Annotated in this window: 24 protein-coding genes; 21 read left to right on the top strand and 3 right to left on the bottom strand. The window is 64.6% G+C overall.

Annotation, left to right across the window (positions count from 1 at the left end; genetic code table 11):
• Position 1: 1 nt before the first annotated feature.
• From NZK81_RS10955 to NZK81_RS11050, 20 genes are all read left to right on the top strand, one after another.
• Complete coding sequence (locus NZK81_RS10955) at positions 2-1,165, top strand: DUF3800 domain-containing protein (protein ID WP_041558949.1); 1,164 nt, start codon at positions 2-4, stop codon at positions 1,163-1,165.
• 228 nt (positions 1,166-1,393) lie between these two features.
• On the top strand, positions 1,394-2,320 hold the full coding sequence (locus tag NZK81_RS10960) for a DUF7146 domain-containing protein (protein ID WP_013833359.1): 927 nt from the start codon (positions 1,394-1,396) through the stop codon (positions 2,318-2,320).
• A 32-nt stretch (positions 2,321-2,352) separates the two neighbouring features.
• Positions 2,353-4,428, top strand: coding sequence for a ParB/RepB/Spo0J family partition protein (locus NZK81_RS10965; RefSeq protein WP_013833360.1), 2,076 nt, complete (start codon positions 2,353-2,355; stop codon positions 4,426-4,428).
• A 139-nt stretch (positions 4,429-4,567) separates the two neighbouring features.
• Positions 4,568-8,875, top strand: coding sequence for a strawberry notch family protein (locus tag NZK81_RS10970; RefSeq protein WP_013833361.1), 4,308 nt, complete (start codon positions 4,568-4,570; stop codon positions 8,873-8,875).
• 116 nt (positions 8,876-8,991) lie between these two features.
• Entirely contained in the window at positions 8,992-9,294 is a 303-nt protein-coding gene (locus NZK81_RS10975; RefSeq protein WP_013833362.1) for a hypothetical protein, read from the top strand.
• Between the two features lie 54 nt (positions 9,295-9,348).
• A complete protein-coding gene (locus NZK81_RS10980; protein WP_013833363.1) occupies positions 9,349-9,834 on the top strand; it encodes a hypothetical protein in 486 nt (161 codons plus the stop codon).
• A complete protein-coding gene (locus tag NZK81_RS10985; protein ID WP_013833364.1) occupies positions 9,827-10,330 on the top strand; it encodes a hypothetical protein in 504 nt (167 codons plus the stop codon). The genes NZK81_RS10980 and NZK81_RS10985 overlap by 8 nt, the downstream gene beginning before the upstream one ends.
• Positions 10,327-10,464, top strand: a complete 138-nt coding sequence (locus NZK81_RS10990) for a hypothetical protein (RefSeq protein ID WP_198409094.1) — start codon at positions 10,327-10,329, stop codon at positions 10,462-10,464. Before NZK81_RS10985 ends, NZK81_RS10990 begins: the two co-directional genes overlap by 4 nt.
• A 28-nt stretch (positions 10,465-10,492) precedes the next feature.
• Entirely contained in the window at positions 10,493-11,197 is a 705-nt protein-coding gene (locus tag NZK81_RS10995; RefSeq protein WP_013833365.1) for a hypothetical protein, read from the top strand.
• Positions 11,198-11,293: 96 nt separating this feature from the next.
• Entirely contained in the window at positions 11,294-12,532 is a 1,239-nt protein-coding gene (locus NZK81_RS11000) for a DUF932 domain-containing protein (protein WP_174523931.1), read from the top strand.
• Positions 12,533-12,609: 77 nt separating this feature from the next.
• Positions 12,610-12,897: a DUF5983 family protein gene (locus tag NZK81_RS11005; RefSeq protein ID WP_013833368.1), complete on the top strand. Its 288-nt coding sequence runs from the start codon at positions 12,610-12,612 to the stop codon at positions 12,895-12,897.
• A 7-nt stretch (positions 12,898-12,904) separates the two neighbouring features.
• A complete protein-coding gene (locus tag NZK81_RS21625; protein ID WP_067738998.1) occupies positions 12,905-13,180 on the top strand; it encodes an adenine nucleotide alpha hydrolase family protein in 276 nt (91 codons plus the stop codon).
• Positions 13,111-13,827 carry a hypothetical protein gene (locus NZK81_RS11010; RefSeq protein ID WP_311202086.1) on the top strand — a complete coding sequence of 239 codons (717 nt, stop codon included), beginning with the start codon at positions 13,111-13,113 and terminating at the stop codon, positions 13,825-13,827. The genes NZK81_RS21625 and NZK81_RS11010 overlap by 70 nt, the downstream gene beginning before the upstream one ends.
• A gap of 100 nt (positions 13,828-13,927) precedes the next feature.
• A complete protein-coding gene (locus NZK81_RS11015) occupies positions 13,928-14,404 on the top strand; it encodes a hypothetical protein (protein WP_041559375.1) in 477 nt (158 codons plus the stop codon).
• A gap of 28 nt (positions 14,405-14,432) precedes the next feature.
• Positions 14,433-15,575 (top strand): phosphoadenosine phosphosulfate reductase domain-containing protein, encoded by a 1,143-nt coding sequence (locus tag NZK81_RS11020; RefSeq protein WP_083835217.1) that lies wholly within the window; start codon positions 14,433-14,435, stop codon positions 15,573-15,575.
• Between the two features lie 64 nt (positions 15,576-15,639).
• Positions 15,640-17,331 (top strand): ATP-binding protein, encoded by a 1,692-nt coding sequence (locus NZK81_RS11025; RefSeq protein ID WP_013833371.1) that lies wholly within the window; start codon positions 15,640-15,642, stop codon positions 17,329-17,331.
• Positions 17,332-17,467: 136 nt separating this feature from the next.
• A complete protein-coding gene (locus NZK81_RS11030) occupies positions 17,468-17,857 on the top strand; it encodes a hypothetical protein (protein ID WP_198409095.1) in 390 nt (129 codons plus the stop codon).
• The gene (locus NZK81_RS11035) at positions 17,854-18,381 is read left to right on the top strand and encodes an RES family NAD+ phosphorylase (protein ID WP_013833373.1); all 528 of its coding nucleotides are present in this window, start codon (positions 17,854-17,856) and stop codon (positions 18,379-18,381) included. The genes NZK81_RS11030 and NZK81_RS11035 overlap by 4 nt, the downstream gene beginning before the upstream one ends.
• 425 nt (positions 18,382-18,806) lie before the next feature.
• The gene (locus NZK81_RS11045) at positions 18,807-20,186 is read left to right on the top strand and encodes a DUF7986 domain-containing protein (protein ID WP_013833374.1); all 1,380 of its coding nucleotides are present in this window, start codon (positions 18,807-18,809) and stop codon (positions 20,184-20,186) included.
• Between the two features lie 116 nt (positions 20,187-20,302).
• Positions 20,303-20,803, top strand: a complete 501-nt coding sequence (locus tag NZK81_RS11050; RefSeq protein WP_013833375.1) for a hypothetical protein — start codon at positions 20,303-20,305, stop codon at positions 20,801-20,803.
• A gap of 212 nt (positions 20,804-21,015) precedes the next feature.
• Here the strand turns inward: NZK81_RS11050 and NZK81_RS11055 are convergent, their stop codons facing one another.
• Positions 21,016-21,426, bottom strand: a complete 411-nt coding sequence (locus NZK81_RS11055) for a type II toxin-antitoxin system PemK/MazF family toxin (RefSeq protein WP_013833376.1) — start codon at positions 21,424-21,426, stop codon at positions 21,016-21,018.
• Between the two features lie 10 nt (positions 21,427-21,436).
• Positions 21,437-21,919: a helix-turn-helix domain-containing protein gene (locus NZK81_RS11060; RefSeq protein ID WP_013833377.1), complete on the bottom strand. Its 483-nt coding sequence runs from the start codon at positions 21,917-21,919 to the stop codon at positions 21,437-21,439.
• 419 nt (positions 21,920-22,338) lie between these two features.
• Between NZK81_RS11060 and NZK81_RS11065 the strand changes: the two genes are divergently transcribed.
• Positions 22,339-22,554, top strand: coding sequence for a DUF5818 domain-containing protein (locus NZK81_RS11065; protein WP_041558951.1), 216 nt, complete (start codon positions 22,339-22,341; stop codon positions 22,552-22,554).
• A 415-nt stretch (positions 22,555-22,969) separates the two neighbouring features.
• Here the strand turns inward: NZK81_RS11065 and NZK81_RS11070 are convergent, their stop codons facing one another.
• Positions 22,970-23,242, bottom strand: a complete 273-nt coding sequence (locus NZK81_RS11070) for a hypothetical protein (protein WP_041558952.1) — start codon at positions 23,240-23,242, stop codon at positions 22,970-22,972.
• Positions 23,243-23,270 lie beyond the last annotated feature (28 nt).

Below are 23,270 nucleotides of genomic sequence, written 5' to 3' on the forward strand. Positions count from 1 at the left end.
TTTGCACGCTTACATCGACGAGACGGGCAACACTGGCGGACGCCTCCTAGACGATAATCAGCCGTTGTTCGTAACGGCGGCGTTGCTGACGCGTTCAGACTTTGACAAACGCTTCGGTGCCGAGGTTGCCATGATCGCCTCCTCTATAAGCGAGAAGGAAATCCATGCCAATCAGCTTGGCGTTGCGAAGCTTGAGGAGCTTGCTCCCGCGATTTTGAAGGTCGTGCGCAAGGCTGGGCCCGCGTTCTTTCTCGCTCGTGTCGAAAAGAAGTACGTGATGGCCTCGAAGATATTCGACACAATCTTCGATTGTTTTGAGAACAAGGCTGTACCCTGGCAGGTGTACAACATCCGGCCACTGCGTATTATGATGGTTTTCAAACTGGCTGCCATCCTCGACGACGAACTTGCCCAGCAGTTCTGGAACGCCCTGCTGGAAAAGAACGAAGCCAAGGCCAGGGACGGCATGGCAGGCTTCTGCTCGGCTCTGAAGGAGCATGTGCGGCATATCGTCGACCAACGATCCCAGGATATCGTAAACGATGCACTCGACTGGGTTGTCGCCAACCCGGAGGGGCTGGATTTCGTTCACCAGACCAAGATCGGCCGCAAGGGCCACATGCCCAATATGGTGGGGTTCGGGAACCTGCTTGCCGGGATCGAGCGACAATCGGGAATTTGGAGGCGGTCAGTGGAGGTGATCAAACACGATCGTCAGCACGAATTCGCACCGGCTCTCCAATTCTGGCACGACATGTATGCCAATGCCCTTCCAGGCGCGGTCAACCTACCCTTCGGCGAGAGGCTTGTCCTGCGGAAGGTGTTCGGTAGCAAACTGGAGATTTCTTCCGCTCAGGAGAGCGCCGGCATCCAGATAATCGATGCCATTCTTTGGCTGTTTGCCCGCACACTTCGTGGCGATGCGCTGCCGGAGAAATGCCAGGCACTTCTCGATTATGTCTATGGCCGCGCCTATCAGGATGACTTCTCCTTCGCGGGAGCGGGCAGTGCCACCGAAGAGGCGCTCAAGGATATTTACGCGAAACCGCTACCTGCTGATGCCCTTGAACGCGCACGTGCGTTCCAGGTCGAGAGCGAGGAACGCCGGCTCACGGCAATGGCGGACTATGCGATGAAGAAGGAAGCTGCGAAGAAGCTTGGCTGAACTGAGATACGGTCGGGACAGTATGCAGTCGAATGACGTTCACTTTGCGGTTCGTGGACAACCTCTTGTCCGTCTAATCCGCTATCTCCGCCGTTTTTTGCCCTAGGAACCAAGGGCAAATTCCAGCGGGTCGATCAGGATTCGAGAAGGTCGGCTATGCCGCCGTCTATGGTTAGAAATTCCTGCATCCAGGAGTGGAGGTGTGCCGTGAGGTGAGACGGAGGTGCTATGCCCGATCTCTACAATCCTGCCGCCCATTTCGACCTCGAAACTCACGCAGCCAATCTCGTCAAACGCCTCGGTGGCACCTGGTCGTCGAAAGGCGCAATGTGTCGTTGCCCGGCCCATGATGACCGCACACCCAGCCTGTCGATCCGTGTCGGCGAGAAAGCGCTGCTGTTCAAATGCTTCGCCGGTTGCGACACGCTCGACGTGATCCGGGCAATTCGGCGGCTCGACCGCAACATTTCAATGGGCGGTGAGGCGGCGGTATCATCATCGCCCACGTCGCTCAGCCCGGCATGGTTGCGGCAACGGGCGCTGGATCTGTGGGATAGCGCGCGCCCTCTGGCCGAAACGCCAGCCGAACAATACCTGCGGCGACGCGCGATCATCCTGTCGCCGCCTGCCTTGCGCTTTCACCGGCGAACACCGCTCGGCCGAGGAAAACGCGCCGTGTTCCGCCCAGCGATGCTTGCTGCAATTCACGAGCGGAGCCGGTTGGTTGCACTCCAGAGGACTTTCCTCGATCCTGACCAGCCGCTCCGCGCCCGCGATCTAGGTAACCCGCGGCGCATGCTCGGTCGCCCAGGCCAAGGCGCTGTTATCTTGGCACCCGCAAACGACACCCTCGGGCTTGCCGAAGGCATCGAAACCGCCCTGTCGGCGATCCTCCTGCTCGACATCCCGGTTTGGGCAACGCTCGGAAACGAGCGCTTGGCCCATATCGACGTCCCCGACACCGTCACCCGCCTGATCCTGCTTCCCGACAACGACCGCGGCGGACAGATCGGCGCGGCCAAAGCCGCTGAGGCCTACGCCATGCCGGGCCGGACGATTGAAACGCTCTTCCCGCCCCAGGGCTTCAACGACTGGAATGACGTGCTGCGGGCAAAAGGGAAGGGGGTGGAGGACTGGTTGCGGCAAGCGGCCTGAATGGTCGGGCCTCGTCCGCCAGGAGACCATCCATGTCCCAGCCCATCATTCTCGTATCGGCGGCCAAGCTCGCCAAGTCGCCCAGCAATGTGCGCAAGACCAGCGATCCGGAGGCCGACGCCCAGCTCGAGGCGAGCATCGTCGCGCACGGCGTGCTCCAAAACCTGATCGGCCTACCGGTCGCGCGCAAGAAGGGCCAGTACCGCATCACCGCCGGCGGCCGCCGCCTCGATGCCGTCCACCGCGCGATCGAAAAGGGCGATCTTCCTACCGATTACGAGCTGCCGGTGAAGGTCCTCGCCGATGCCAACGACGCGGTCGAGATCAGCCTGTCGGAAAACTTCTTCAAGCTGGCGATGAACCCCGCCGATGCCTGCCGGGCGTTCCAGGACATCATCGAGACCGAGAAGAAGACCCCCGCCGACATCGCCAAGCGTTTCGGGCTCACCGAACGTTTCGTGCTCGGCCGCCTGCGCCTCGCGGGCCTCGCCGAACCGGTATTCGAAGCGCTGCGTGAAGGCGCGATCACGCTCGACATCGCCATGGCCTATGCCAGCACGTCGGACACCGCGCGCCAGGCCTCGGTCTTCGAGCAGCTTGGCCAGGGCTACTACCGGGCCAATGTCGGCGAAATTCGGCGCCAACTCGCCTCGGGCGGCTATCACGGCAGTGACCCCAAGGCGATGCTGGTCGGACGCGACGACTATGTCGCGGCGGGTGGCAGGATCGATGCCGACCTGTTTTCCGACGACGCCACCGAAATGTGGATCGATGGCGATATCCTCGATCATCTCGCCGAGGAAAAGCTCACCGCAGCCGCCGAAGCGATCCGCCAGCGCGAGGGCTTCGCGGAAATCCGCGCCGTGCCCGCGTCCCATATCCCCTACATGGAAACCTACAGCCTTCGCCAGGTCCAGGGCGAACTTCCGCCGCTCACCGCCGACGAGGAAGCCCGCTGCGAGCAGATCCAGAGCGAGCTCGAAGCGATCGAGGAAGCCGCGGCCGACGAGAACGGCGAGGGCTATACCGAGGACGACGAAGCGCGGACCCAGGAACTCGAAGCCGAATACGAGGCGATCCAGTCGCGCACGCCGGTCCTGACCGAGGAGCAGAAGGCCTCGGCGCTCGCTTATGTGGTGATCGGCCGCGACGGTCAGCCCCGCATTCACGAACAGCTCTATGTCGCGCCGGTCGAAACACCGGCCGACGGGGACGATGACACCAGCGACGATGAGGACGCGGATCATGGCGATGAGGCCGAAAGTTCGGCCAAGCCCGTCGTCAGCCAGCGCCTCGCCGACGAACTGGCGATGATGAAAACCGAGTTGCTTGCCGTCCATGTCGCGAGTGATCCCCGCTTTGCCTTCGACGTCGGCACCTTCATCATGGCTGATGCCGCGACCCGGCATTTTGGGAGCAGCGATCTCGCCAGCGAATTGCGCGCCAGGGCACCAAGCCCGCGTGTTTCCGGCTTCGAGAGCGGCACGCTGGCGGCCGAGGAATGGGCCAAGCTCGACAGCGCGCTCGATCGCAGCTGGATCGATCACGAGGATGTCCGTGATCGCTACGATGCCTTCTGCTCGCTTCCCGACGAGGCCCGCGCTGGCTGGCTGGGCTGGGCGGTAGCCCGGACCTTCGACGCGGTTCCGGCGGGCAGGACCGGCAGCGTGTTCATCGACCATCTCGGCAGCAAGCTCGCCATCGACGTCGCGGCCTGGTGGCGGCCGACCGCGAAGAACTACTTCGACCGGATCACCAAGCCCGCGATCCTCGGCCTGTTCGAAACGGTGGGAACCGCCGAACTGCGCCAGCGCTACGCGGCGTCGAAGAAGCATGATCTTGCCGCTTCGGCCGAGAAGCTCTTCGCGGGTGACATCCTTGTCGAGGCCGAGATCAAGGAACGGGCGCTGACCTGGCTGCCCGATGCCATGCGCTTCGAACTGATCGACGGCGAGGCTGACGGCGTGATCGACGCGGATGAAGTGGCAAGTGACGAGCCCACCGACGCGACCGGCCTAGCCGAGGATTCCGAGTTCGGCGATCTTGCGGAACACGGCGCGGACGCTGGCGCTGACGACGGCATGGACTCGCTCGCCGCCGCTGCCTGATCGCACAAGCCTGCCGTCCTGACGGGGCCGCGGTGTCATGCCGCGGCCCCGTTTCCATATGCCCGGCTTCCGGGAGGAAGGGGGAGGACGATTGGCGACGGGGCGGATGGCCGCCCGACTTTCCGGAGGACCATGCCCGATGAACTTGCCGCTTCTCAAGCTCGCCGAACCGGAATTCGGCGCTTACGCCACCAAGGCCGAAGGCCTGTTTTCGGTCGCGAGAATGGTCGCCGACACGCTCGCTCGATCCGGCGTTGTTACCCGCCAGTACCTTACCCGCCTGACGATCGATGCGTTTAGTGCGACCGATGCCGATGGCGCCTGGTCGATGCGCGACGCCTATGACGCGCTGGAAGCCGCACAGGTGCTGCTGCTTCAACGCGGTGATTGGCGGGTCATGCATGGCGGCGATCCCGAGGCGATGTTTGCCGCGCTGCTCGCCTTCCAGAACAGCCTGCCGACCCAGACCTACCGGTCAGAACACCAGGTCGATCTCCAGCAGTTCAGCACGCCGCTGGCGCTGGCCTGGCTCGCGGCCCGGGCGGCGCAGTTCAGGTCCGATGATCTGGTGCTCGAACCTTCGGCAGGCACCGGGATGCTCGCCGCGCACGCGGCGAGGGCCGCCACCGGCTTGCTGCTCAACGAGCGCGACGAACAGCGGGCGGCATTGCTCGGTCTGGCGCTCGGTCAGGACGTCACCAGCCACGATGCGGAATTCATCCACGACAAGCTGCCGTCTGGACTCGCGCCGAGCGTTGTCCTGATCAACCCGCCCTTCAGCCGCAGCGAGGGGCGGGGCCGCGACCGCCATGCCGGCGCCAGGCATCTCCGCTCAGCCCTGCTGCGCCTTGCCCATGGCGGGCGCTGCGTCGCGATCATGCCGCCGAGCTTCGCGTCCGATGGTAGTGGTGCACCGGGCTATGCGGCGGTGGCCGAGGTCGTGCCACCGCGCGCGGAAATCACGATCCTCGGCAATCCTTACGCCAAGCACGGCACCAGCATCTCGGTGCGGCTGCTGGTCTACGACAAGGGCTGGGCGGGAATACCCGCACGCCATACCGTGCCCGATCTCGCAGCGGCGCTCCCGATCGTGCTGGGCCTGCCGCCCAGGCTCGACCCGTCGCAGTCGCCGCCACCTGCACCCGCGCTGGCACAACCGCGACTGCGCCCGGCCGCCAGACCATCGCCGTCAGCGCTCTTCACGAACCTCGCAGGATCGAAGCTTGCCACGCCAAAGCGCGAACCGCGCATCGACGATGTCCCGCGCCTGCTCGACTATACGGTTAGGGACACACCGCTGGCCGCAGGCGATCCGGTCGGCATCTATGTCCCCTGGCGGCTCGCCCGCATCGACATTCCAGCCGCTAGGCCGCATCCCGACCAGCTCGTCGAATCCGTCGCCATGGCTTCGGTGCTGCCGCCCGCACCCGGCTACCGCCCGATGCTCCAGGACCGCGCGATCGCGGCACTGTCCGATGCCCAGCTCGAAACCCTGATCCACGCAGGCGAGGCTTTCCAGCGCGATCTGCCAGGGACCTTCCTTCCCAATGACGCGGGCGACCAGCTCTCGGAAACGCCGGAGGGTCATGTCTATCGCACCGGCTATTTCATCGGTGACGGCACCGGGGTCGGCAAGGGCCGCGAGGTCGCCGCCTGCATTCTCGACCAGTGGAACCGGGGGCGGCGCAAGGCGGTGTGGATCTCGGTCAGTTCCGGGTTGATCGAAGATGCGCGCCGCGACTGGTCTGCACTCGGCGGGTTGCCCATCGACATCCAGCCGCTCGATGCCTTCCCGTTGGGCCAGCCGATCGGCATGGCGAGCGGAATCCTGTTCCTGACTTATGCGACGCTGCGCTCCTCGCGCCATGACGAGGCCTCACGCCTCCAGCAGATCCGCGCCTGGCTGGGTGAGCATTTCGACGGGATGCTGGTGTTCGACGAGGCCCATGCGCTGGCCAATGCCGCAGGCACCGATACCGAATTCGGCACGGCCAAGGGCTCCGAGCAGGGGCTCGCGGGCGTTCGGCTCCAGCACGCGCTGCCGCGCGCCCGGGTGCTCTATGTCTCGGCGACCGGCGCCACCGACCCCGCCAATCTCTGCTACGCCGCCCGGCTTGGCCTCTGGGGACCGGGCACCGCCTTCCGCGACCGCGCGGCATTCATGGCGGCGATGGACGATGGCGGGATCGCCGCGATGGAGATCGTCGCCCGCGATCTGAAAGCCATGGGGCTCTATACCGCTCGGGCACTGAGCTTTGCTGGCGTCGAATACGAAGCGCTCGAACACCGGCTGACGGTGGATCAAATCGCGATCTACGATGCCTATGCCGATGCCTGGGCGATCATCCATCGCAATCTCGACGAGGCGATGAAGGCGGCGAACATCGTCGACCGCATGTCGGGCGATACGCTGAATGCGCAAGCCAAGGGCTCGGCGCTGTCCAAGTTCGAGAGCGCCAAGCAGCGCTTCTTCAGCCAGGTCCTGGTCTCGATGAAGATCCCAAGCGTGATCCGCTCGATCGAGGAGGAACTGGTGGCAGGCCATGTCGCCGTCGTCCAGCTGGTCACCACGGCGGCGGCCATCCTCGACCGGCGGCTTACCGCGCTTTCGGCGCAGGAACGCGCGCATCTCTTTATCGATGTCTCGCCACTCGACGGCCTCATCGATTATCTCAAGAATGCCTTCCCGACCCGGCAGCTGCGGGCCTTCCGGGCGAGCGACGGGACGATGCGCTCGGAAATGATGGTGGGTGACGATGGCGCGCCGGTTCACTGCCAGGAGGCGCTGGCGTCGCGAGACACGCTGATCGAGCAGCTTTGCGGTATGCCGCCGATCCCGGCCGCGCTCGATGCGCTGCTCGCCCATTTCGGGAGCGAGCAGGTCGCCGAGGTGACGGGCCGTACTCGGCGCATCGTGCTCGACCCGCGCGGCAATCAGAAGCTCGAACCGCGCGGGGCTGGTGCCCGCAAGGCCGACAGCGACGATTTCATGGCGGGCAGGAAGCCGATCCTCGCCTTTTCCGATGCGGGCGGGACCGGGCGGTCCTATCATGCCGATCTCGGCTGCGGCAGCGCGAGCAAACGCCGCATCCACTTCCTGCTCGAACCGGGCTGGAAGGCCGCGACCGCGATCCAGGGGCTGGGGCGCACCCACCGCACCAACCAGGCGAGCCCGCCGGTGTTCCGCCCGGTCACCACCGACTGCAAGGGAGAGCGGCGTTTCATCAGCACGATCGCGCGGCGCCTCGATAGCCTCGGCGCGCTCACCCGCGGCCAGCGCCAGACCGGCGGGCAGAACCTGTTCGATCCGGCCGACAATCTCGAAAGCGATTACGCCCGCGAGGCGCTGACGCAGTGGTATCACCTGCTCCATGCCGGAAAACTGGCGAGCACCAGCCTTGCCGATTTCGAGGCGATGACCGGCCTCAAGCTGGCCGAAGAGCAGGGCGGCGGCCTGCTCGAACGGCTGCCGCCGATCCAGCGCTGGCTCAACCGCATCCTGGCGCTCCGCATCGCCACGCAGAACGCGATCTTCGAGGAATATATCGGTCTCATCCAGGCCCGCGTCGATGCCGCGCGAGAGGCGGGCACGCTCGATCTCGGCGTCGAGACGATCCGAGCCGAGCGGATTGTTCCGCTGTCCGATCAGGTTCTGCGCACCGATCCGCTGACCGGTGCGGAGACCCGCCTGCTGCGGCTCGAACTCCACATGAAACCCCGCACCACGAGCTGGGGCCATCTCATGCACATCTGGCAGGGGACCGAGGACATCGCCTTCTTGCGCAACGGGCGTTCTGGCCGTGTCGCGCTGAGGGTGCCGTCCTGGTCGGTGACCGATGACGAAGGCAGGCCGGTGCCGATGTGCCAGCTGGTCCGCCCGACCGGACACGACCGGATATCGCTGGGCGCGCTCTGGACCAGCCATTGGCAACCGATCGGGCACGAGCAATTCCGGGAACTCTGGGAGGCCGAGGTTGCGGCGGCTTCGGCCGCGCTTGATGTCGAGACGATCAGCCTGGCGACCGGCCTGCTCCTGCCAGTCTGGCACAAGCTCCCCGCCGACGATGTCCGGGTCTGGCGCATCGCCGATGGCAGCGGCGATGCATTGCTCGGCCGTATCGTCATGCCGGCGGCAGTCGAGAAGCTCGAGGGTGAGTTCGGCCTTGCTGCTTCGGTTCGCCTGACGCCTGCCGAACTGATCGCGGCGGCGCGCAGCGACGGAGGCGTGGCCGTGCCGGGCCTCGACGGCGCGCGCCTGGTCTCGGTCTTCGTCAACAACAGCCGCCGGCTCGAACTGCGCAGCGCCCAGCCGCAGGACCGCGAATGGCTGAAGGCGCGCGGATGCTTCACCGAGGTGATCGCCTATGTGACCAGGGTCTTCGTGCCGGTGGACCGGGCCGAGCAGGTTCTCGCGGCCATCGCGGCGTCGCTCTCGGCGCGGGCCTAAACGAACCGGCTATCGTCCGATCGCCTCCAGCCGGATATGATCGGACGGCCCGGAAGGGAAGTGGGGAAGGGGAAAGGCGCTGCCGGATGGTCGGTGGCACTTTCGAAGGAACCCCCATGACCCAGGACGATCCCATTCTCGACCCGCTGTTTGTCGAGAGCTACAACGCGGACCTCGAAGCGCTGAACAGCCCGGCGCGCATCGCGATCACCACGCTCTCTTCCGGCGCCGACGTGTTCGAACTGCTCGACGATGAGGGCCAGTTCGTCACGCTGTTTCCGGCGAGCGCCACGCCGGAAGTGACGGCTGCCGCCTACCGGCTTTACGCCCAGGGCCTCCATCGCGGGCTGCGCACGGGCGAGGAACTTGCCTGGGGCAAACTGCGCCACCTGATCGGTGCTGCGTCCGACGAGCGCTGAGCGCGTGATCCTTCCCATCTTCACCACTTTCCATCTTCAAGCGGGAGAACCATCATGGCTGACAGAGCCAGCGCGTCGATCGAAATCGGCGGCAATATTTCGCGATCCTTGATTCCCGACCTCATCGAGGCGATCGCCTCCGACGGTGGCCGCGCCGACTGGGAGGGCGAACCGCTTCAGGAATCCGACGTTTCCGGCGGTGCGACCGTCGAAGCCTGCGCCTACGAACTGGCCGGTGGCACATTCGACTGGACCGAGGAATTCTGCGAAGAGCACGGCCTCGCCTATGTCCGGAACTCCGGCAGTTGCGGCGGCGCGTTCGGACCCGAACGGGTGATCTTCACCGGCACCGGCGCCGCGGTGCAGTTCGACATGACCGAGAGCGAGGAGATCGTTCTTGCCCGGAGCATGATCCGCGATCTCGGCTCGCTGGAAGCGATCGAGGGCTGGTTCCGCCTTGCCGAGTTCGTGCCGCCGCCGTTCACGATTATCGAGGATGGCGATGAGGCAGCGCCCGTAGAGGAGGCGCTCCATGGCTGACTACTACACCCAGGGCAGCTTCGCCTTCACCTGCAGCCATGCCGAAATGGCGCTGATCGAAGAGGCCTTCCAGGCGAGCCATGACCTCGAGAACGGGGACACGCCGAGCCAGCCGACGCCCGAATTCCTCGCGGCGTTCCCGCCCACATCGCCAGACGATCCCTGGAGCGGCTTTGTCACCTTGTTCGACGATCCCGAGTTTCCCAGTTTCGGAGTCGAGTTCGAGGGCGGCAACACGCTCGACCAGCCCGGCGTCAGCACCGTCTCCATGTGGAGCATGATCGACTTCCAGCCCGCTGCGCTGGCCGCCCTGATCCACCGCTGCTGCCAGGAGACAGTGCGGCAGGCGCCGATCGGGTTCGAATTTGGCTTTTCGTGTTCGCGTGCCAGGCGGGACGGATTCGGCGGCGGATGGTGCGCGGTCTTCGCCGATCGCATCGAAATCGAGACGACCCGCCAGGCGCTTTCACTTGCGCTCGAGGGAGGCATCCTGTGACGGGAATCGTTCTCCCGCCGGACGATCATTGGGCCGAAAGCCCCGATTACCCGCTCGCCGACTGGCAGGCCGAAGTCGCCAATGGCGACACCCGGCTTGGCTATTGGGACTGGGTCGCCGCGCGCTGCGCCTGAACTTCCCCGCAAACCAAAGGACAGTATCATGACTTTATCATCCGCACCGGCGGTGCCTTCGCTGCGCCTCTACAGCCAGACCGACCACGACGAACGCGGCAATTTCCACTACGAGGGGGATCTCCATTGCCCGGCCGACGACCTGCCGGTCCTGTGCCGCCGGATCGAACGGCATCTGGCCAGCCATTTCCCCGAAGTGCGCTTCGCCATCCATAGCCAGCGCTTTTCCGGCGGCCGCAAGATGATTGCCGAGGTGCTCGACGCAACCGAGGATCTGACCACCCGGGAGGCGCAGGATGAGTTCATCACCCGGGTGCGCGACCAGATCGAGCGGTACGGCTACTGCCGCTCCAACTTCTACCAGGACTTCATGGCGGTCTCGTTCTACAACGAAGTGCGCATCGCCCCCGCCTATTGGGCAGCGCTCGCGGCCCGGCGCGGGCAGGCCAATCCCGTCGACAACCTTGTGTCGCTGGCGAGCTTCAAGAAGCGCCTTAAGCCCGGCGACAACCTGACCCTGCTGCACGCGCCCTACCAGCACCGGGCATTGGGCACGGCCCGCAAGGTCATCCAGATCCGCTCGAAGGATTTCGTGTTCGAGGGGCGCAGCTATTGCGACTTTCCCCGCGCCAGCAACTTTGCCTGCGACGGGCGCCTGGTGCGGATCGCCGTCGGCAACGAACACGAGCCGGATGCCCATATTCTTTACGAATGGCGGCCTGCCGCAGCCTGAGCTCCCGGGGCATCGGGAGGAAGGGGGTGGGAGAGGATGAGCGCGGATGCGGCGATGCACCTGCTCATTCCACCTTCCATTTCCAGGAGCAGCTTCATGGCCAGTCTTGCCCGCGTAATCGACCACGATGTCCTCGATCATCCCGCACCTGCCGGTCCGTCCCACGACCGTCCAGTCAGCAGCGGCTACCGCGTCGACATCTCGCGTGGCCGCAATGTCAGCCGCGTTTCGTCCGAATGGTTCTCGCGGCCCGACGATGAACGCTTCCTCTCGCTCACCGATCTCCACGACAGCGTTCGCCGCCGCGCCGACCGCGCCACCACGCGCGTCGTCGAGAGCCGGGCGGTGCGGGTCGAGGCGCGCAGCGACGATCCCGAGCGGCTCTCGCTGATCGCGCCCGGCGACGCCCGGCCAATCGCGCCCACCAACTGGTCGTTCGGCCAGCTCGCCAGCCTGGTCGGCGCGCCTGCGTCCTACCTGCGCACGCTGCCCGCCGCGCTCGCCGGCATCAACATGCAGCACGGCCTGCTCTCCCATCGAGGCGAACAGGTCAAACTGCTCCAGACCGACGATGGCCGCACCGAACTGCGCGCGATTACTGGGCCAGAATACGGTCGTATCTGGGATCACGAACTGGTGAGCGCCGTCATGCGGATCGCCGGCAACGGCGTCGGCGACACGCGCTGGAAGGTCCCGGGCGTGCTCGACTGGGGCAGCATGATTTACAACCCGCATGTCGATGTCAGCATGGAGACCACCACGCTCTATGCTTCGGACCGCGACGTCTTCCTGTTCCTGGTCGATGACACCCATCCGATCGAGGCCGGCAAGCTCCCCAACGGCGAGCCCGATCTCTACTTTCGAGGCTTCTACTGCTGGAACTCAGAAGTCGGTTCGAAGTCGCTGGGAATCGCGACCTTTTACCTGCGTGCGGTATGCATGAATCGCAACCTGTGGGGTGTCGAGAATTTCGAGGAGATCAACATCCGTCACTCGAAATTCGCCGCCAACCGTTTTGCGCACGAGGCCGCGCCCGCGCTCGAACACTTCGCCGACTCCTCGCCGCGCAGCTTCGTCGATGGCATCAAGCAGGCGCGCGAGCGGATCGTCGCCCGCAAGGATGATGACCGCGAGGACTTCCTGAGAAAGCGCGGCTTCTCCAAGGCCGAGACCTCGAAGATCATCACCGCGGTGCTGGTCGAGGAAGGCTATCCGCCCGAAAGCCTCTACGATTTCGTGCAGGGCATCACCGCGCATGCCCGGACCAAGACCAATCAGGACAGCCGGCTCGAACTCGAGGGCAAGGCGCGCAAGCTGCTCGAACGGGTCAACTGAATCGGCCCATCCCCCGTCGGCCGTCTTCGTCAGGTGGCGGCCGACACCCTTCCAATGCGCCCGGAAAGGAACCTCCCTTGGAAATCGGCCGCCATCTCGTGCTGAGCACCGTCCATGTCTCGATGAAAACCGCCGACCTGCTCGATGGTTGGGCTACGCTTGAACCGTCGAGCCGGCCGCTGGCGGTCGCTTCGACGCACTATGGCTGGTTCATCCCGACCCGCGAGGCCGAAGAGCCCGATCGGGAGCAGATCCCGGACGAAGTGCTCGCCGCGATGCGGGTCGGGCGCGAGCAGGGCTGCGATTACCTGCTGTTTGACTGCGATGCCGGCGAAGTCGATGGCTTGCCGAAGTTCCCCTGGTAGGCCTCCCATGCTGACCGCTGCCAGCCATCTGTCGGCCCTGGTCGTTGCCGCCTGGGGCATGGGTGTCGACAGCACGGCCATGATCATCGAATGGGTCGCGCGGGGCCTGCCGCTTTCGGTTGTGCTGACCGCCGATACCGGGACCGAGCGCGAGGAAACCTACGCGTTCCTGCCCCTGTTCCAGCAATGGATGATCGCGGCATCGAGCATCATATGGTGCGCTACACGCCGCGCCGTTTCAAGCATTGGCCGCCTTATTTCACCTTGCTCGAAAACTGCCTGACCAACGCGACGCTGCCTTCGATCAGCTTCGGCCGCCACTCTTGCAGCCAGAAGTGGAAGATCCAGCCGCAGGACCAGTGGGTGGCGCGCTGGAAACGCGCGCAGGATTGCTGGAGGCGTGGCGACAAGGTGGTGAAGCTTATCGGCTATGACGCTTCGCCCGCCGAAAGCCGCCGTTATGCTCACCGCGAAGGCCACGTCAGCGAACGCTTCGACTATCGCTATCCCCTGCGCGAGTGGGGCTGGGACCGGGCCCGCTGCGCCCAGCGCATCCGCGAGGAAGGTCTCCCCGTGCCGATCAAGTCGGCCTGCTGGCTCTGCGCTGCCCAGAAAGTCGACGAATTGCGCTCGCTCCCCCGCTGGTGTCTGCGTCTCATCGTGCTTGTCGAGGCCCGCGCGGCACCGCGCCTGCGCACGGTCGAGGGCCTATGGCGCTCATCGACCGCCGCGCGCCCAGGCTCGATGACCGCCTATATCCGCGACCAGGTCTTGCTCGATCCGGAAGAGATCGACGCGATTATCGTCGGCGCGCCGGTCGAGCTGGTCGATTTTCAACGCGTGGCCGCGGCCATTCCCGTCGAAGAGCGCCCGATCATGCGCGACTGGATCGAGCGGTTCAATCGCGAGGCCACCAAGCTCGCGGCATGATCGAAGTCGACAGTTTGGCCAAGTCCTCCCGATTTGCGACCCGGAAGGAGAGGGGGTGGCGCTGTGTGCCCGGAATTGCCGGGCAGCGATGGAGGACGCGATGAAGATCGAACTGCGCCGGATCAACCACAACGCCAAACTGTCCGAAGAATCCAATGCCTATACCGCCGAGATCTGGATCGATGGCGAGCGTGCCTTCGATGCCCGCAATCAGGGGCAGGGCGGCTGCGATTTCTACCGCCAGATCGGACGGTGGAGCGAGGCCGAGGTCAATGCATGGCTCAAGGCCAACCGCCCGGTCCGCACCTATCAGGGGCTGACCCTCGAACATGACCTCGAGGCCGAAGTCGGCGACCTGCTGGCGCGCGAACTCGAATATCGCCGGTTGAAGGGGCTGCTGCGCACCAATCTCGTCACGATCGAACGCGGCCAGGTCTTCCAATACCCCTTGCGCAAGCGTCCGCTCGATCTCGTAGCGCGCGCGGTCACTGCCACCAACCGCCAGGCCGTGATCGTCAATGGCGCTCACGACGACGTGATCCGGCAAGCTCTCGCCATCCTTCTGGCTGCCGAATGATCCGCAACCTCGCAGCGGAGTAGCGCGGGTGAACATCCCCTTTTCTGTCGCGCGGCGAGTGCCCGGCGCGGACCCCGACGTCGCGATCGACGCTCCGGTTCTCGATGCCATCGCGGGCGGCGCCTGGTTTGCCTTCAGCCTTTCGGGCGGCAAGGATTCCACCGCAAGCGCGCAGGCAGCGAACGCCTTGCTCGACCTGTTCGGGCATCCCCGTTCGCGCCGGATCGCCATCCATGCCGATCTCGGCCGCGCCGAATGGCGTTCCACCCCCGCGACCGTCGCAGCGGTTGCGGGTCGCCTCGGTCTGCCGCTCGTCGTCGTGCGCCGCGGCGCCGGCGATATGGTCGCGCGCTGGGAACAACGTTTCGCCCGTGGATGCCGCCGCTACGAAAATCTCGAACTCTATCACCTGATCGGCCCGTGGTCCTCGGCCAGCCTTCGGTTCTGCACCTCGGAACTCAAGGCCCAGGTCATTGGACCCGAGCTGACACGCCGCTACCGGGGCGAGACGATTGTCTCGGTGATCGGCCTGCGCCGGGCCGAAAGCGCCGCGCGGCGTGGTACGCCGATCTCGCGTCTCGACACCCGCTTCGCCAGGCCCGGAAATGCCTCGGGCACGCGTATGCTGAGCTGGTATCCGCTTGTCGACTGGTCGGAGCCGCAGGTCTTCGCCTGCCACGACCGGCACGGCTTGCCGCTTCACGAAGCCTATCGCTGCCATGGATCCACCAGACTGTCCTGCGCCTTCTGTGTCCTCGCTTCGGGCGCCGACCTCGCCGCCGCGAGCCGCGCCGCCGGCAATCTCGATCTTTACCGCCACCTGGTCGCGATGGAGGCGTCCTCCACCTTCTCGTTCCAGCCGGGACGGTGGCTGGCCGACGTGGCGCCGCATCTGCTGGCTCCGTCACTGGCGCGCGACATAGCTCTCGCCAAGCGCGACGCCGTCGCGCGCCGCGAAATCGAAGCGGCGATGCCACCGGCCCTACGGTTCGTGAAAGGCTGGCCGCCGCGATTGCCGACAATCGAGGAAGCAGGACGGATTGCCCTGGCGCGGACCCAACTGCTGGAGCGCCAAGACCTTGCGAACCATTTCCGGGATGCCCGCGCCGTCAGGCAGCGCTTCGCCGAACTCCTCGACGCAAGGCACAGGTTGCGCGTCTCTTCGCCATGAGGGGGAGGGGGTAGGGCGGATAGGACGGTGCGGAATTGGTTGCACCGGTATTGCGGAGCGCGCCATGTCCCTTCCTGCCACAATCCACACCTCGGTCGGTCAATCGCTGCTGGGCAAGATCACCAGATTCTTCAACAACGGCGTGTCGGATGTCCTCGTCGAGGCGCTCCAGAATTCGCGCCGAGCCGGCGCCAGCCGCGTCGAGATCGATACCATCAATGTTGGCGGCCGCGCCATCCTCGTTATCCGCGACGACGGCATCGGTGTCGATGATCCGGCCAAGCTGGTGACGCTGGGCGACTCAGGCTGGGACGCGGCCATCGCCCACCGTGAAGACCCGGCGGGCATGGGCGTGTTCAGCCTAGCGGGGCGCCGCGTCGAGATACGCTCCCATGCGCGGGGCGCCGACCATGGTTGGCGGGTCGTCATTCCGCCCGAAGCCTGGGAGACAGGCGCCGCCCTGGCTGTCGAGCCCTGGGAGATCGACTTCGGCACGGAAATCCGTATCGACATGCCCGAGGCATGGATCGCCGATCTCGCCAATGCTGCGGCCAATGCAGCCCGGCATTACCCGCTTCCGGTGCTGTTCAAGGGTGAGCAACTCAAGCGGACCGATTTTCTCGCCGGAGCCGTGCGTGTCGAGGGGTGGCACGGGTGCCGCATCGGCATCTTCCACGATCGCGGACACATTCCCTCCAGCTATCCGCGCATCAATTTTCACGGCCTCACGGTCTCCTGCCCCATGCCGAGCATCAGCGAGGTCGACGCCAGCGAAACCTGGCATGTGCGGGTGGACATCGCCGATGCCCCGGCGCTGCAGCTCGTTCTCCCGGCCCGCAAGGAAATGGTCCAGAACGCGGCGCTCGAGCACTTGGGCGAGGCCGCCGAGCGGGCGATCTTCCGCACGATCGCCCAAACCGGTCGGCATCGTCTGGCCCGTGCACAATGGCTGCGCGCCCGGGAACTTGCTGTCGACCTCCCCGAAGCCGAAGCTTGGCTGTTGGCCTGGTTTCCGCGCACCGCCGATGGCGAGGGCATGCCGGACGGCGAGCGCGTCGCCGCCGTACCGATGGTGCTGGTCCCCGACGCCGAGCCGCCAATCGAGCAATGCGCGGCCCGTGTCTTGCGATCGGGGGAGGCTCTGGGCGGTACGCTGGTTCGCGAGGTCTCCGAGTTCGAGGGATATGGCTGGTATGACGCCCTGCCGCGCATATCGGACCTGTCGTTCCGGTTCGAGACGGATAGGGGCACATTCCGCTACGAGGAAGGGCGTACGCTCCCCGACACAGTCCAATCGGGATACGTGGCGGCAATTGCACTCGACGTCACGGTCAACCCGTCGCGAGACGGAACCGACGCCGCCGTATGCCATTCCATGCCTGCCGACGTCCTGATTGCGCCCGATGACGGTTGGTCGGCCGACCTCGAAGAAACCGTGATCCTGCTGTCGCCCGGTTGCGCGATTGCACCCAACGACCTGGCCGATCTGCTGGAAGACACCTGCTTTTGCGCGCGGGATGATGTCGATGACGACAGCTGGTCCACCCAGCAACGCAATTTCCAGATGCAGGCACGGCAGATCGCCAACGCCCTGCTCCTGGGTGAAGACGCGGCGATCCTCGAGCGTATCCGCGACATCGTTCACGACGAGATCGGTTGGCTCATTCCCGCCGGACGGCAGGTGTCGATGGTTGCTGGTGGTGGCCAGGTGGAACTTGCTTTCGCGAATGCAGCGACTGTGTCCGCATCGGGCTAGCTGGAACACCCACGGCCGTGGCTATCCGCTGACCACATCTTCGGTCTACGCGACGAATTCATTGCGCCGATGGGCGTGGACGAGCCTTGAAAATGTGCATATTATGTGCAAATACTCTTGGTCAAAGGAGGTAACCATGAACGCTGTATCGATGGAGCGGCGCACCACTGCCATATCGGGGTTCGTCGAAAGCCTGCAAGAGCCGCGCACGCCCTATATCTCGCCCAAGCGGTTTTCCGCCGCATTGGGGGTACAGGTCGCGGGTCTCGCCAATCTGGCCGGAGTTCACCGCAATACCTTGCGCAACCCGGCTTCGGAACGTCTGCAGGACAAGCTTCGCGAGATGGTGAGGGTCATTTCCGCAGCCGCCACGCTGACCGGTGACGTGTCGAAGGCGATCTTCTGGTATCGCAACGAGCCGATCGCCGATTACGATCACAAGACCGCCGCCGAACTTGTCGCTGAGGGCCATTCCGACGCGGTGATGGCGCATCTGCGCGATCTTGAGAACGGCGCCAGCGGGTGAAGATCGCCACGCTTGGTCCCGATGACGTCTTCTACCGCTACCTCACCCCCAAATGGGCCTACGTGCCTTTGAGCGGTGCGGGCGCGGCGGCCGAAGGCGGTCGTTTCAATCGCATCGGCGTCGAAGCGCTTTATCTCGCCCGAGCCCCGCAAACCGCTTTGGAAGAGTACCGGCAGGATTCATCGCTCGTCCCGCCGGCGATGTTGGCGAGCTATATCCTTTCGGTCGACGGCGTCGTTGATCTGTCGGGCGGCTATGACCCCGCTCATTGGGCGGACGGATGGGCGGAGTGGGACTGCTCCTGGCGGCGGATGCTCCGGATCGACAAGGTGACGCCGCCCTCCTGGATATTGGCGGATCAGGTCATTTCCGCCGGCCACAAGGGCATTCTCTTTCCCTCGATCCGGCATCCGGGTGGGACCAATCTCGTGATCTTCAATTCCAATCTGACAGCTGACGATCGGCTGGGGGTTCACGATCCCGACGGACGCCTGCCCAAGGATCAGTCTTCCTGGCCAAACTGATCGCTCGCGAGCCGATCGTCGCCCTGCTCGCCATCCTATCTGGAGATGCAACATGCCCTACGCGGAGCTTGAGCCATTGCTGTCCCCACGACGCCAGCGGCTCGCGTCGTTCGAGCACGCATACGCAGTCGCGCTAAGAAAGCGTGGGCAAAGCGGCAGGAGCCAATTCATCGTGAGAACAGGCAATCCGGTTCAGCCGTTCCGTACGACCAGCCGAGCACCCCAACGGGACGAGCAAATCCTGGCGCTGGTCGCCTGATATCCTGCGTACAATCGGGAGATGCGCTGCCCACATGCTGCTGGCCGGAATAGACTGCCAAGACCATGTGTAGTCGCCAACAGCGTGGGGCCGGGATCGTCACCATCCGATGGACCACTCAGCCAACCTGTTGCGAAATGTCCTTCCCGTGAGGAAAACCCGTTCAATGTCCAAGACCAAAGCCACCTACGATATTGCCGGTCTCATCAAATATGCCGACCGCTCACCCTGGGCCGAAGCAATGGACGAGACCTTGTCCGCTCATCTTGGCCCAGTCCTGGAAGATGCCGGGCTCGATCCCGAGGCGCTTTTCGACCGGATCGGGTCGCATTGGGAAGGAAACCTCTGGGGCTGCGCCTTCGAGGATCTGCTGACACAAGAGATCGGACCCGACGGGCTCAACCTGGTCGAGGACTACCTCAAGCGCCGGGGCTGGAACGAGAAGGCACCCAGCAAGGCTTATATGCGGGCGCTGCGCCATTCGGTGATGTCGCTCTACGAAGTGAGCGAGGTCGTCCCGGGCCAGTCGATGAAGCTGCGCGACCTGCTGCGAGATGCCGAACCCGTCACCGTGCATGAGCGGAGCGCGACACAGACGCTGGTCAACTGGGACCGCATCGCCGCACGGGTCGTCGAAGTGCGCGCAACCCATGGTATTTCGGGCGCACTGCTGTCGTTCGGACCGGAAGCCAGCGCCGAACTGATCGCGGCCTTTGCGCGGCTTTCCGCATCTCCCGATCCGGACGCCGGCTTCGACGTGACCGATCGCGACCAGTTGCTGCGCCACACTGCCCCGCTGTTCACCGCCATGTGGCTGCGGGACTGTCTTGGTGCCTCGGCCAGATCCGGCTTGCCCGAACTGGTCAATGCCGATGGAGAGGACGTGGTGTTTCACCGCATCGTCTTTCCCATCGCCAAGGGGGCGACCCAAAGGGACATCGCGCAAAGGCTGGATGCGATCGCCGATCTCGAAACCGCCGGTCCCAAATTCTGGAACTGGCTCTTACGTGCTGGTGGGAACAGGCGAACGCGCGCCGTTCCGACCGGCAGCCAGCGCATTACCAGCACCATGGACGATGGCACGCCGGTGTTCGGCACGATCGCGCTGGAAGGCCGGCGTGTGGCCATCGAGGTCAACAGCGCCGAACGGGCCGAGAGCGCCAGGATGCAGTTGTCGCATTGGCTGGATGCCCTGGTGGGTACTCCGCTGACCGAAATCCGCACACTGGAGCAGATGCTGAACGACGACGCTCACCATGGCCCGCATCAGGAAGAGCCGGAACTCGACCCGCAGGACATGGAGCGTATCGTCCACGCCATGCTCGACCGCGAATATGCCAGCGCGCTGGATGAGCCGGTTCCCATGCTGGGCGGCAAGACCCCGCGCGCGCTTGCCCGCACCAAGGCTGGCCGCACGAAAGTCGCTGAATGGCTTAAATATCTGGAGCATGGCACAGCGAGGACGCAGGGCTCATGCGATCCCATGGCCAGCTACGACTTCTCATGGATGTGGGCGGAACTGGGTATTGCGGACCTGCGGAAATGAAGTCGGTTGGGAGTCCCGCAACCGCATGATCCCGGTCTTCGCCCGTTATGTGAACGGGCAGGATTGGCCTGAATTCAGCTTGACCGGCATGGCCGGCCAGCTCGAAGCAGTAAACAATGCGCCTTCTCGACGACCTTGCCGCCCGGCGGGCATTGTACGGCCGCCCGCTTGCGACCATGCCCGACGTGCTTCTCATCGACATTCCGCCCGTCTACGCGTCACCGAGCCTCCCTCTGGGGCGCTATTACCCCGTGATCCTCGAGACCGACGCTGAATATGCGGAAATAACGGCCTTCCTCGCAATGGAACGATCGCGCCTAGTCGTGCCCGACCTGTTCGATCATCGTCTTTCCGCGCTTCGAGCCGATGACATCGTCGTCGCTCGTTACCCGCCGCCCCGTCCGGAATGGCCCTGGCTGATGCTTTGTCGCTGGCCTGCGGACTATGCGATAATGGTCCCGGCACAGGACGAACATTTCGCCCGCGGTGCCTACACCAGCGAGGCCTTCGAGACACTCGATGATCTCGTCCAGGCCGAAGCCCGACTGGTCGAGACGCTGGGCTCGCACCGGCCGGTGCATCTGGCCGTTCTGCCCGAGACGTTGGGAACTGCCTGAGCGGAGCGTTGCCGGGCTGGAGCCAATATGCACTGGCCTGCGAAGACCCGATTTCTCCCGGTCCATCCTGCAGTTGCCTGAGCCCCAAAAAACCAAAGGCAGCCCTTTCGGACTGCCTTGGCATTTAGTTCCCTTGCGGGAAACGGACACTCCTGAGGGAGGCCGCCTGTGCTCCCCATATAGGTGTCAGGGTATGAACATGCAATTAAAAACTACGGGGCGGGAGGCGCTGCGGGCACCGGGAGCCATGCTAGCACAAGCCGCATCATGTCGTCGAACTCGACCTGAGGCATCCTGACGATACCGCCCTTGTCGGGAAGGAGTCTGCTGACGGCAACGCTGGTGATCTTGTCGCAGATCGCCCATGCCGCCCGGCCGTCGATCGTGGTCTGCAAGGGAAACGCCCAGTTGTTTCCCGGCTGGGCCTGCGTCGAACAAGGGACGGCGGTGACCGCCCCGTGCAGTGTGTTGCGGTAAGACAGGATGATCACTGGTCGACGCTTCCAGAATTCCGGCAGCTGGGCGTCCTGCGGAAAATCGCACCAGAGCAGTTGCCTGATCTTCGGCGCGCCGACCAGGCGCGGCGCGACCTTGGGCGGCGGCGCTTGTTCATGGGCAGACATGACTTCGGTTCTACTCCTCGCCCTTCACCAGGCGTAGCTTGGGTGCGCCGCGGCGGTTCTGTCGCCGCTTTGCCATTTCGGCCTTGTCTTTCATCTCGGCCAACTTCTCTTCTGCGAACGGCCTGGCGGCCTTGATCAGGCCGTCGAGGTGATAGACGTTCGTCTTGCTGCCCGTCTCCGTGCGCCGCTCTTCACGGCGGATGTAGCCAGCGCCTTCCAGCGCCGCGACATGCTTCTGGATCGTGCGGGGGTGCACGTCCATGGCTTTTGCCATCGTGCTCTTGGAAGGAAACGGCTTGCCTTCCGGCGTCCACCACTTGCTCGCCAGGTAGAGCACGATGTTGAGGTCGAGCGGGGAGAGGCCAAGCTGCTTCTGGTTTTCGATGATAACGCTGGGCAACGCGGTCCAGCCGGCATCCATGAGCGGCTTGGACCACTTCTTTTCATTGGTGCGCAGGTCGGCGTTGGCCGCCGGTTGCTTTTTGATCGCCATCGGAATAGTCCTTTCTTGATCCCGATATGTGCTTGCTACGCGGGCGAATCAAGTTTGAGGGGGAGGCTCTAGGGGCGCGGGTGGGCGGCGCTGATGCCTTCCGCTCCCGAGGTTCTGGAGGCCGGGGCCGGGTAGCCTTCAGCGCCCTACAAAGTAGGATGCGCTGTTAACCAGTATCCGCTCAACCGCATAATCCGCTACGGATAACCCAGTATCCCGAACGGGGAGGCGCTGATGCCTCCCGGTCGGGCCATTTTCTGCGAGTATGCCGCTTGCGTCGCCGGGTGACGGCCACGGGAATAGGCTTGCCTGCCACGCCGTGCCAAACGACAGAGCATCATGGTCATTCAACGAGTCGATTCCCGTTCCGGCGCCGCTGCCACGCATTGGCAGGTCATGCCTTGTTACCGGCACCTGTGATGGCAAGCCGCAGCAACAATGCCTATCGCCGTATGACGGGGCGGTTTCGTCTGAATGGCCGTAGCGCCATGCTCGAGACGGCCGAGGAGAAGCTGTTCTACCTCACGGCGTCCGACGATCTCTCGAATTTCGATGGCCAAGACGTTGTCGTCGAAGGCGAACTGTCTGGGGCTGATCGTTTGTCGCTGACCTGGATCGGTCTCGCCAGCGCCTGAGATTGGCCTTCATCGGCCTGCGACTGGACAAGTCATATTGGGCACGGTTCACTGCGCGGCAGGCCCGTCATGCTGTCCGCCGACCATGCCGCTGCGCTGAGAACTCCATCCCCTCCTGCTCTGCGGACCCACCTCGGCATCATTCGATTGGTGTTCCGCCTGCTTCCGTATGTGCGGGGCACAGATTGCCGTTCGCATGGTTGTGGTCGTTGGGCGGTTTGTGAAGCGGATTGAGGGGAAGGGCTGCTGCCCGCTGCGCGGGCACCGGGCTAACGGGCTGCGCCTCGAGCCCCGCTCTCGCGGGTCTCGCTCCTGACGGACTTATATCCCTGCCGCGGGGCGAGGGGGGATGGTGCGGTGTGTTGCCGCGCGAATGTGCATGAGATTCCATGCACCGTGCTGAAGACGAATGGAGTCAGGCGCGGGAGCGGCGCGAAGCGGGACGCCGCTCGAATTCGGTGGCGCTGGCTTCGAGATCGGCGGCGAGCTGGTTGAGGGCGCGCGCAGCGCCAAGCCGCATCAGACCATCGCCCTGCGCTCCCGAGCAACCGCGTGCGGCACGCTTGCGGGCGAGGTCGGCCACGGTGCGGAGCGTCGTCGAGTCCATGCCCGCATAATAGCCATGACGGGGTTCGGGCGCCAGCCCGTCGAGGTGGCGCGGGCGGTTCGATGGGTGAGGCCGGGGCATGCGGGAAGGGAAGTGCGACAACTCCCGC

Origin of the sequence: Novosphingobium mangrovisedimenti, assembly GCF_025153475.1 — a bacterium.
GTDB lineage: Bacteria > Pseudomonadota > Alphaproteobacteria > Sphingomonadales > Sphingomonadaceae > Novosphingobium > Novosphingobium mangrovi_A.

Coding starts and splice junctions, on each gene's coding strand:
- NZK81_RS10960 (WP_013833359.1), top strand. CDS start 1,394: ATGCCCGATCTCTACAATCCTGCCGCCCATTTCGACCTCGAAACTCAC.
- NZK81_RS10965 (WP_013833360.1), top strand. CDS start 2,353: ATGTCCCAGCCCATCATTCTCGTATCGGCGGCCAAGCTCGCCAAGTCG.
- NZK81_RS10970 (WP_013833361.1), top strand. CDS start 4,568: ATGAACTTGCCGCTTCTCAAGCTCGCCGAACCGGAATTCGGCGCTTAC.
- NZK81_RS10975 (WP_013833362.1), top strand. CDS start 8,992: ATGACCCAGGACGATCCCATTCTCGACCCGCTGTTTGTCGAGAGCTAC.
- NZK81_RS10980 (WP_013833363.1), top strand. CDS start 9,349: ATGGCTGACAGAGCCAGCGCGTCGATCGAAATCGGCGGCAATATTTCG.
- NZK81_RS10985 (WP_013833364.1), top strand. CDS start 9,827: ATGGCTGACTACTACACCCAGGGCAGCTTCGCCTTCACCTGCAGCCAT.
- NZK81_RS10995 (WP_013833365.1), top strand. CDS start 10,493: ATGACTTTATCATCCGCACCGGCGGTGCCTTCGCTGCGCCTCTACAGC.
- NZK81_RS11000 (WP_174523931.1), top strand. CDS start 11,294: ATGGCCAGTCTTGCCCGCGTAATCGACCACGATGTCCTCGATCATCCC.
- NZK81_RS21625 (WP_067738998.1), top strand. CDS start 12,905: ATGCTGACCGCTGCCAGCCATCTGTCGGCCCTGGTCGTTGCCGCCTGG.
- NZK81_RS11010 (WP_311202086.1), top strand. CDS start 13,111: ATGGTGCGCTACACGCCGCGCCGTTTCAAGCATTGGCCGCCTTATTTC.
- NZK81_RS11015 (WP_041559375.1), top strand. CDS start 13,928: ATGAAGATCGAACTGCGCCGGATCAACCACAACGCCAAACTGTCCGAA.
- NZK81_RS11025 (WP_013833371.1), top strand. CDS start 15,640: ATGTCCCTTCCTGCCACAATCCACACCTCGGTCGGTCAATCGCTGCTG.
- NZK81_RS11030 (WP_198409095.1), top strand. CDS start 17,468: ATGAACGCTGTATCGATGGAGCGGCGCACCACTGCCATATCGGGGTTC.
- NZK81_RS11045 (WP_013833374.1), top strand. CDS start 18,807: ATGTCCAAGACCAAAGCCACCTACGATATTGCCGGTCTCATCAAATAT.
- NZK81_RS11050 (WP_013833375.1), top strand. CDS start 20,303: ATGCGCCTTCTCGACGACCTTGCCGCCCGGCGGGCATTGTACGGCCGC.
- NZK81_RS11055 (WP_013833376.1), bottom strand. CDS start 21,426: ATGTCTGCCCATGAACAAGCGCCGCCGCCCAAGGTCGCGCCGCGCCTG.
- NZK81_RS11060 (WP_013833377.1), bottom strand. CDS start 21,919: ATGGCGATCAAAAAGCAACCGGCGGCCAACGCCGACCTGCGCACCAAT.
- NZK81_RS11065 (WP_041558951.1), top strand. CDS start 22,339: ATGGCAAGCCGCAGCAACAATGCCTATCGCCGTATGACGGGGCGGTTT.
- NZK81_RS11070 (WP_041558952.1), bottom strand. CDS start 23,242: ATGCCCCGGCCTCACCCATCGAACCGCCCGCGCCACCTCGACGGGCTG.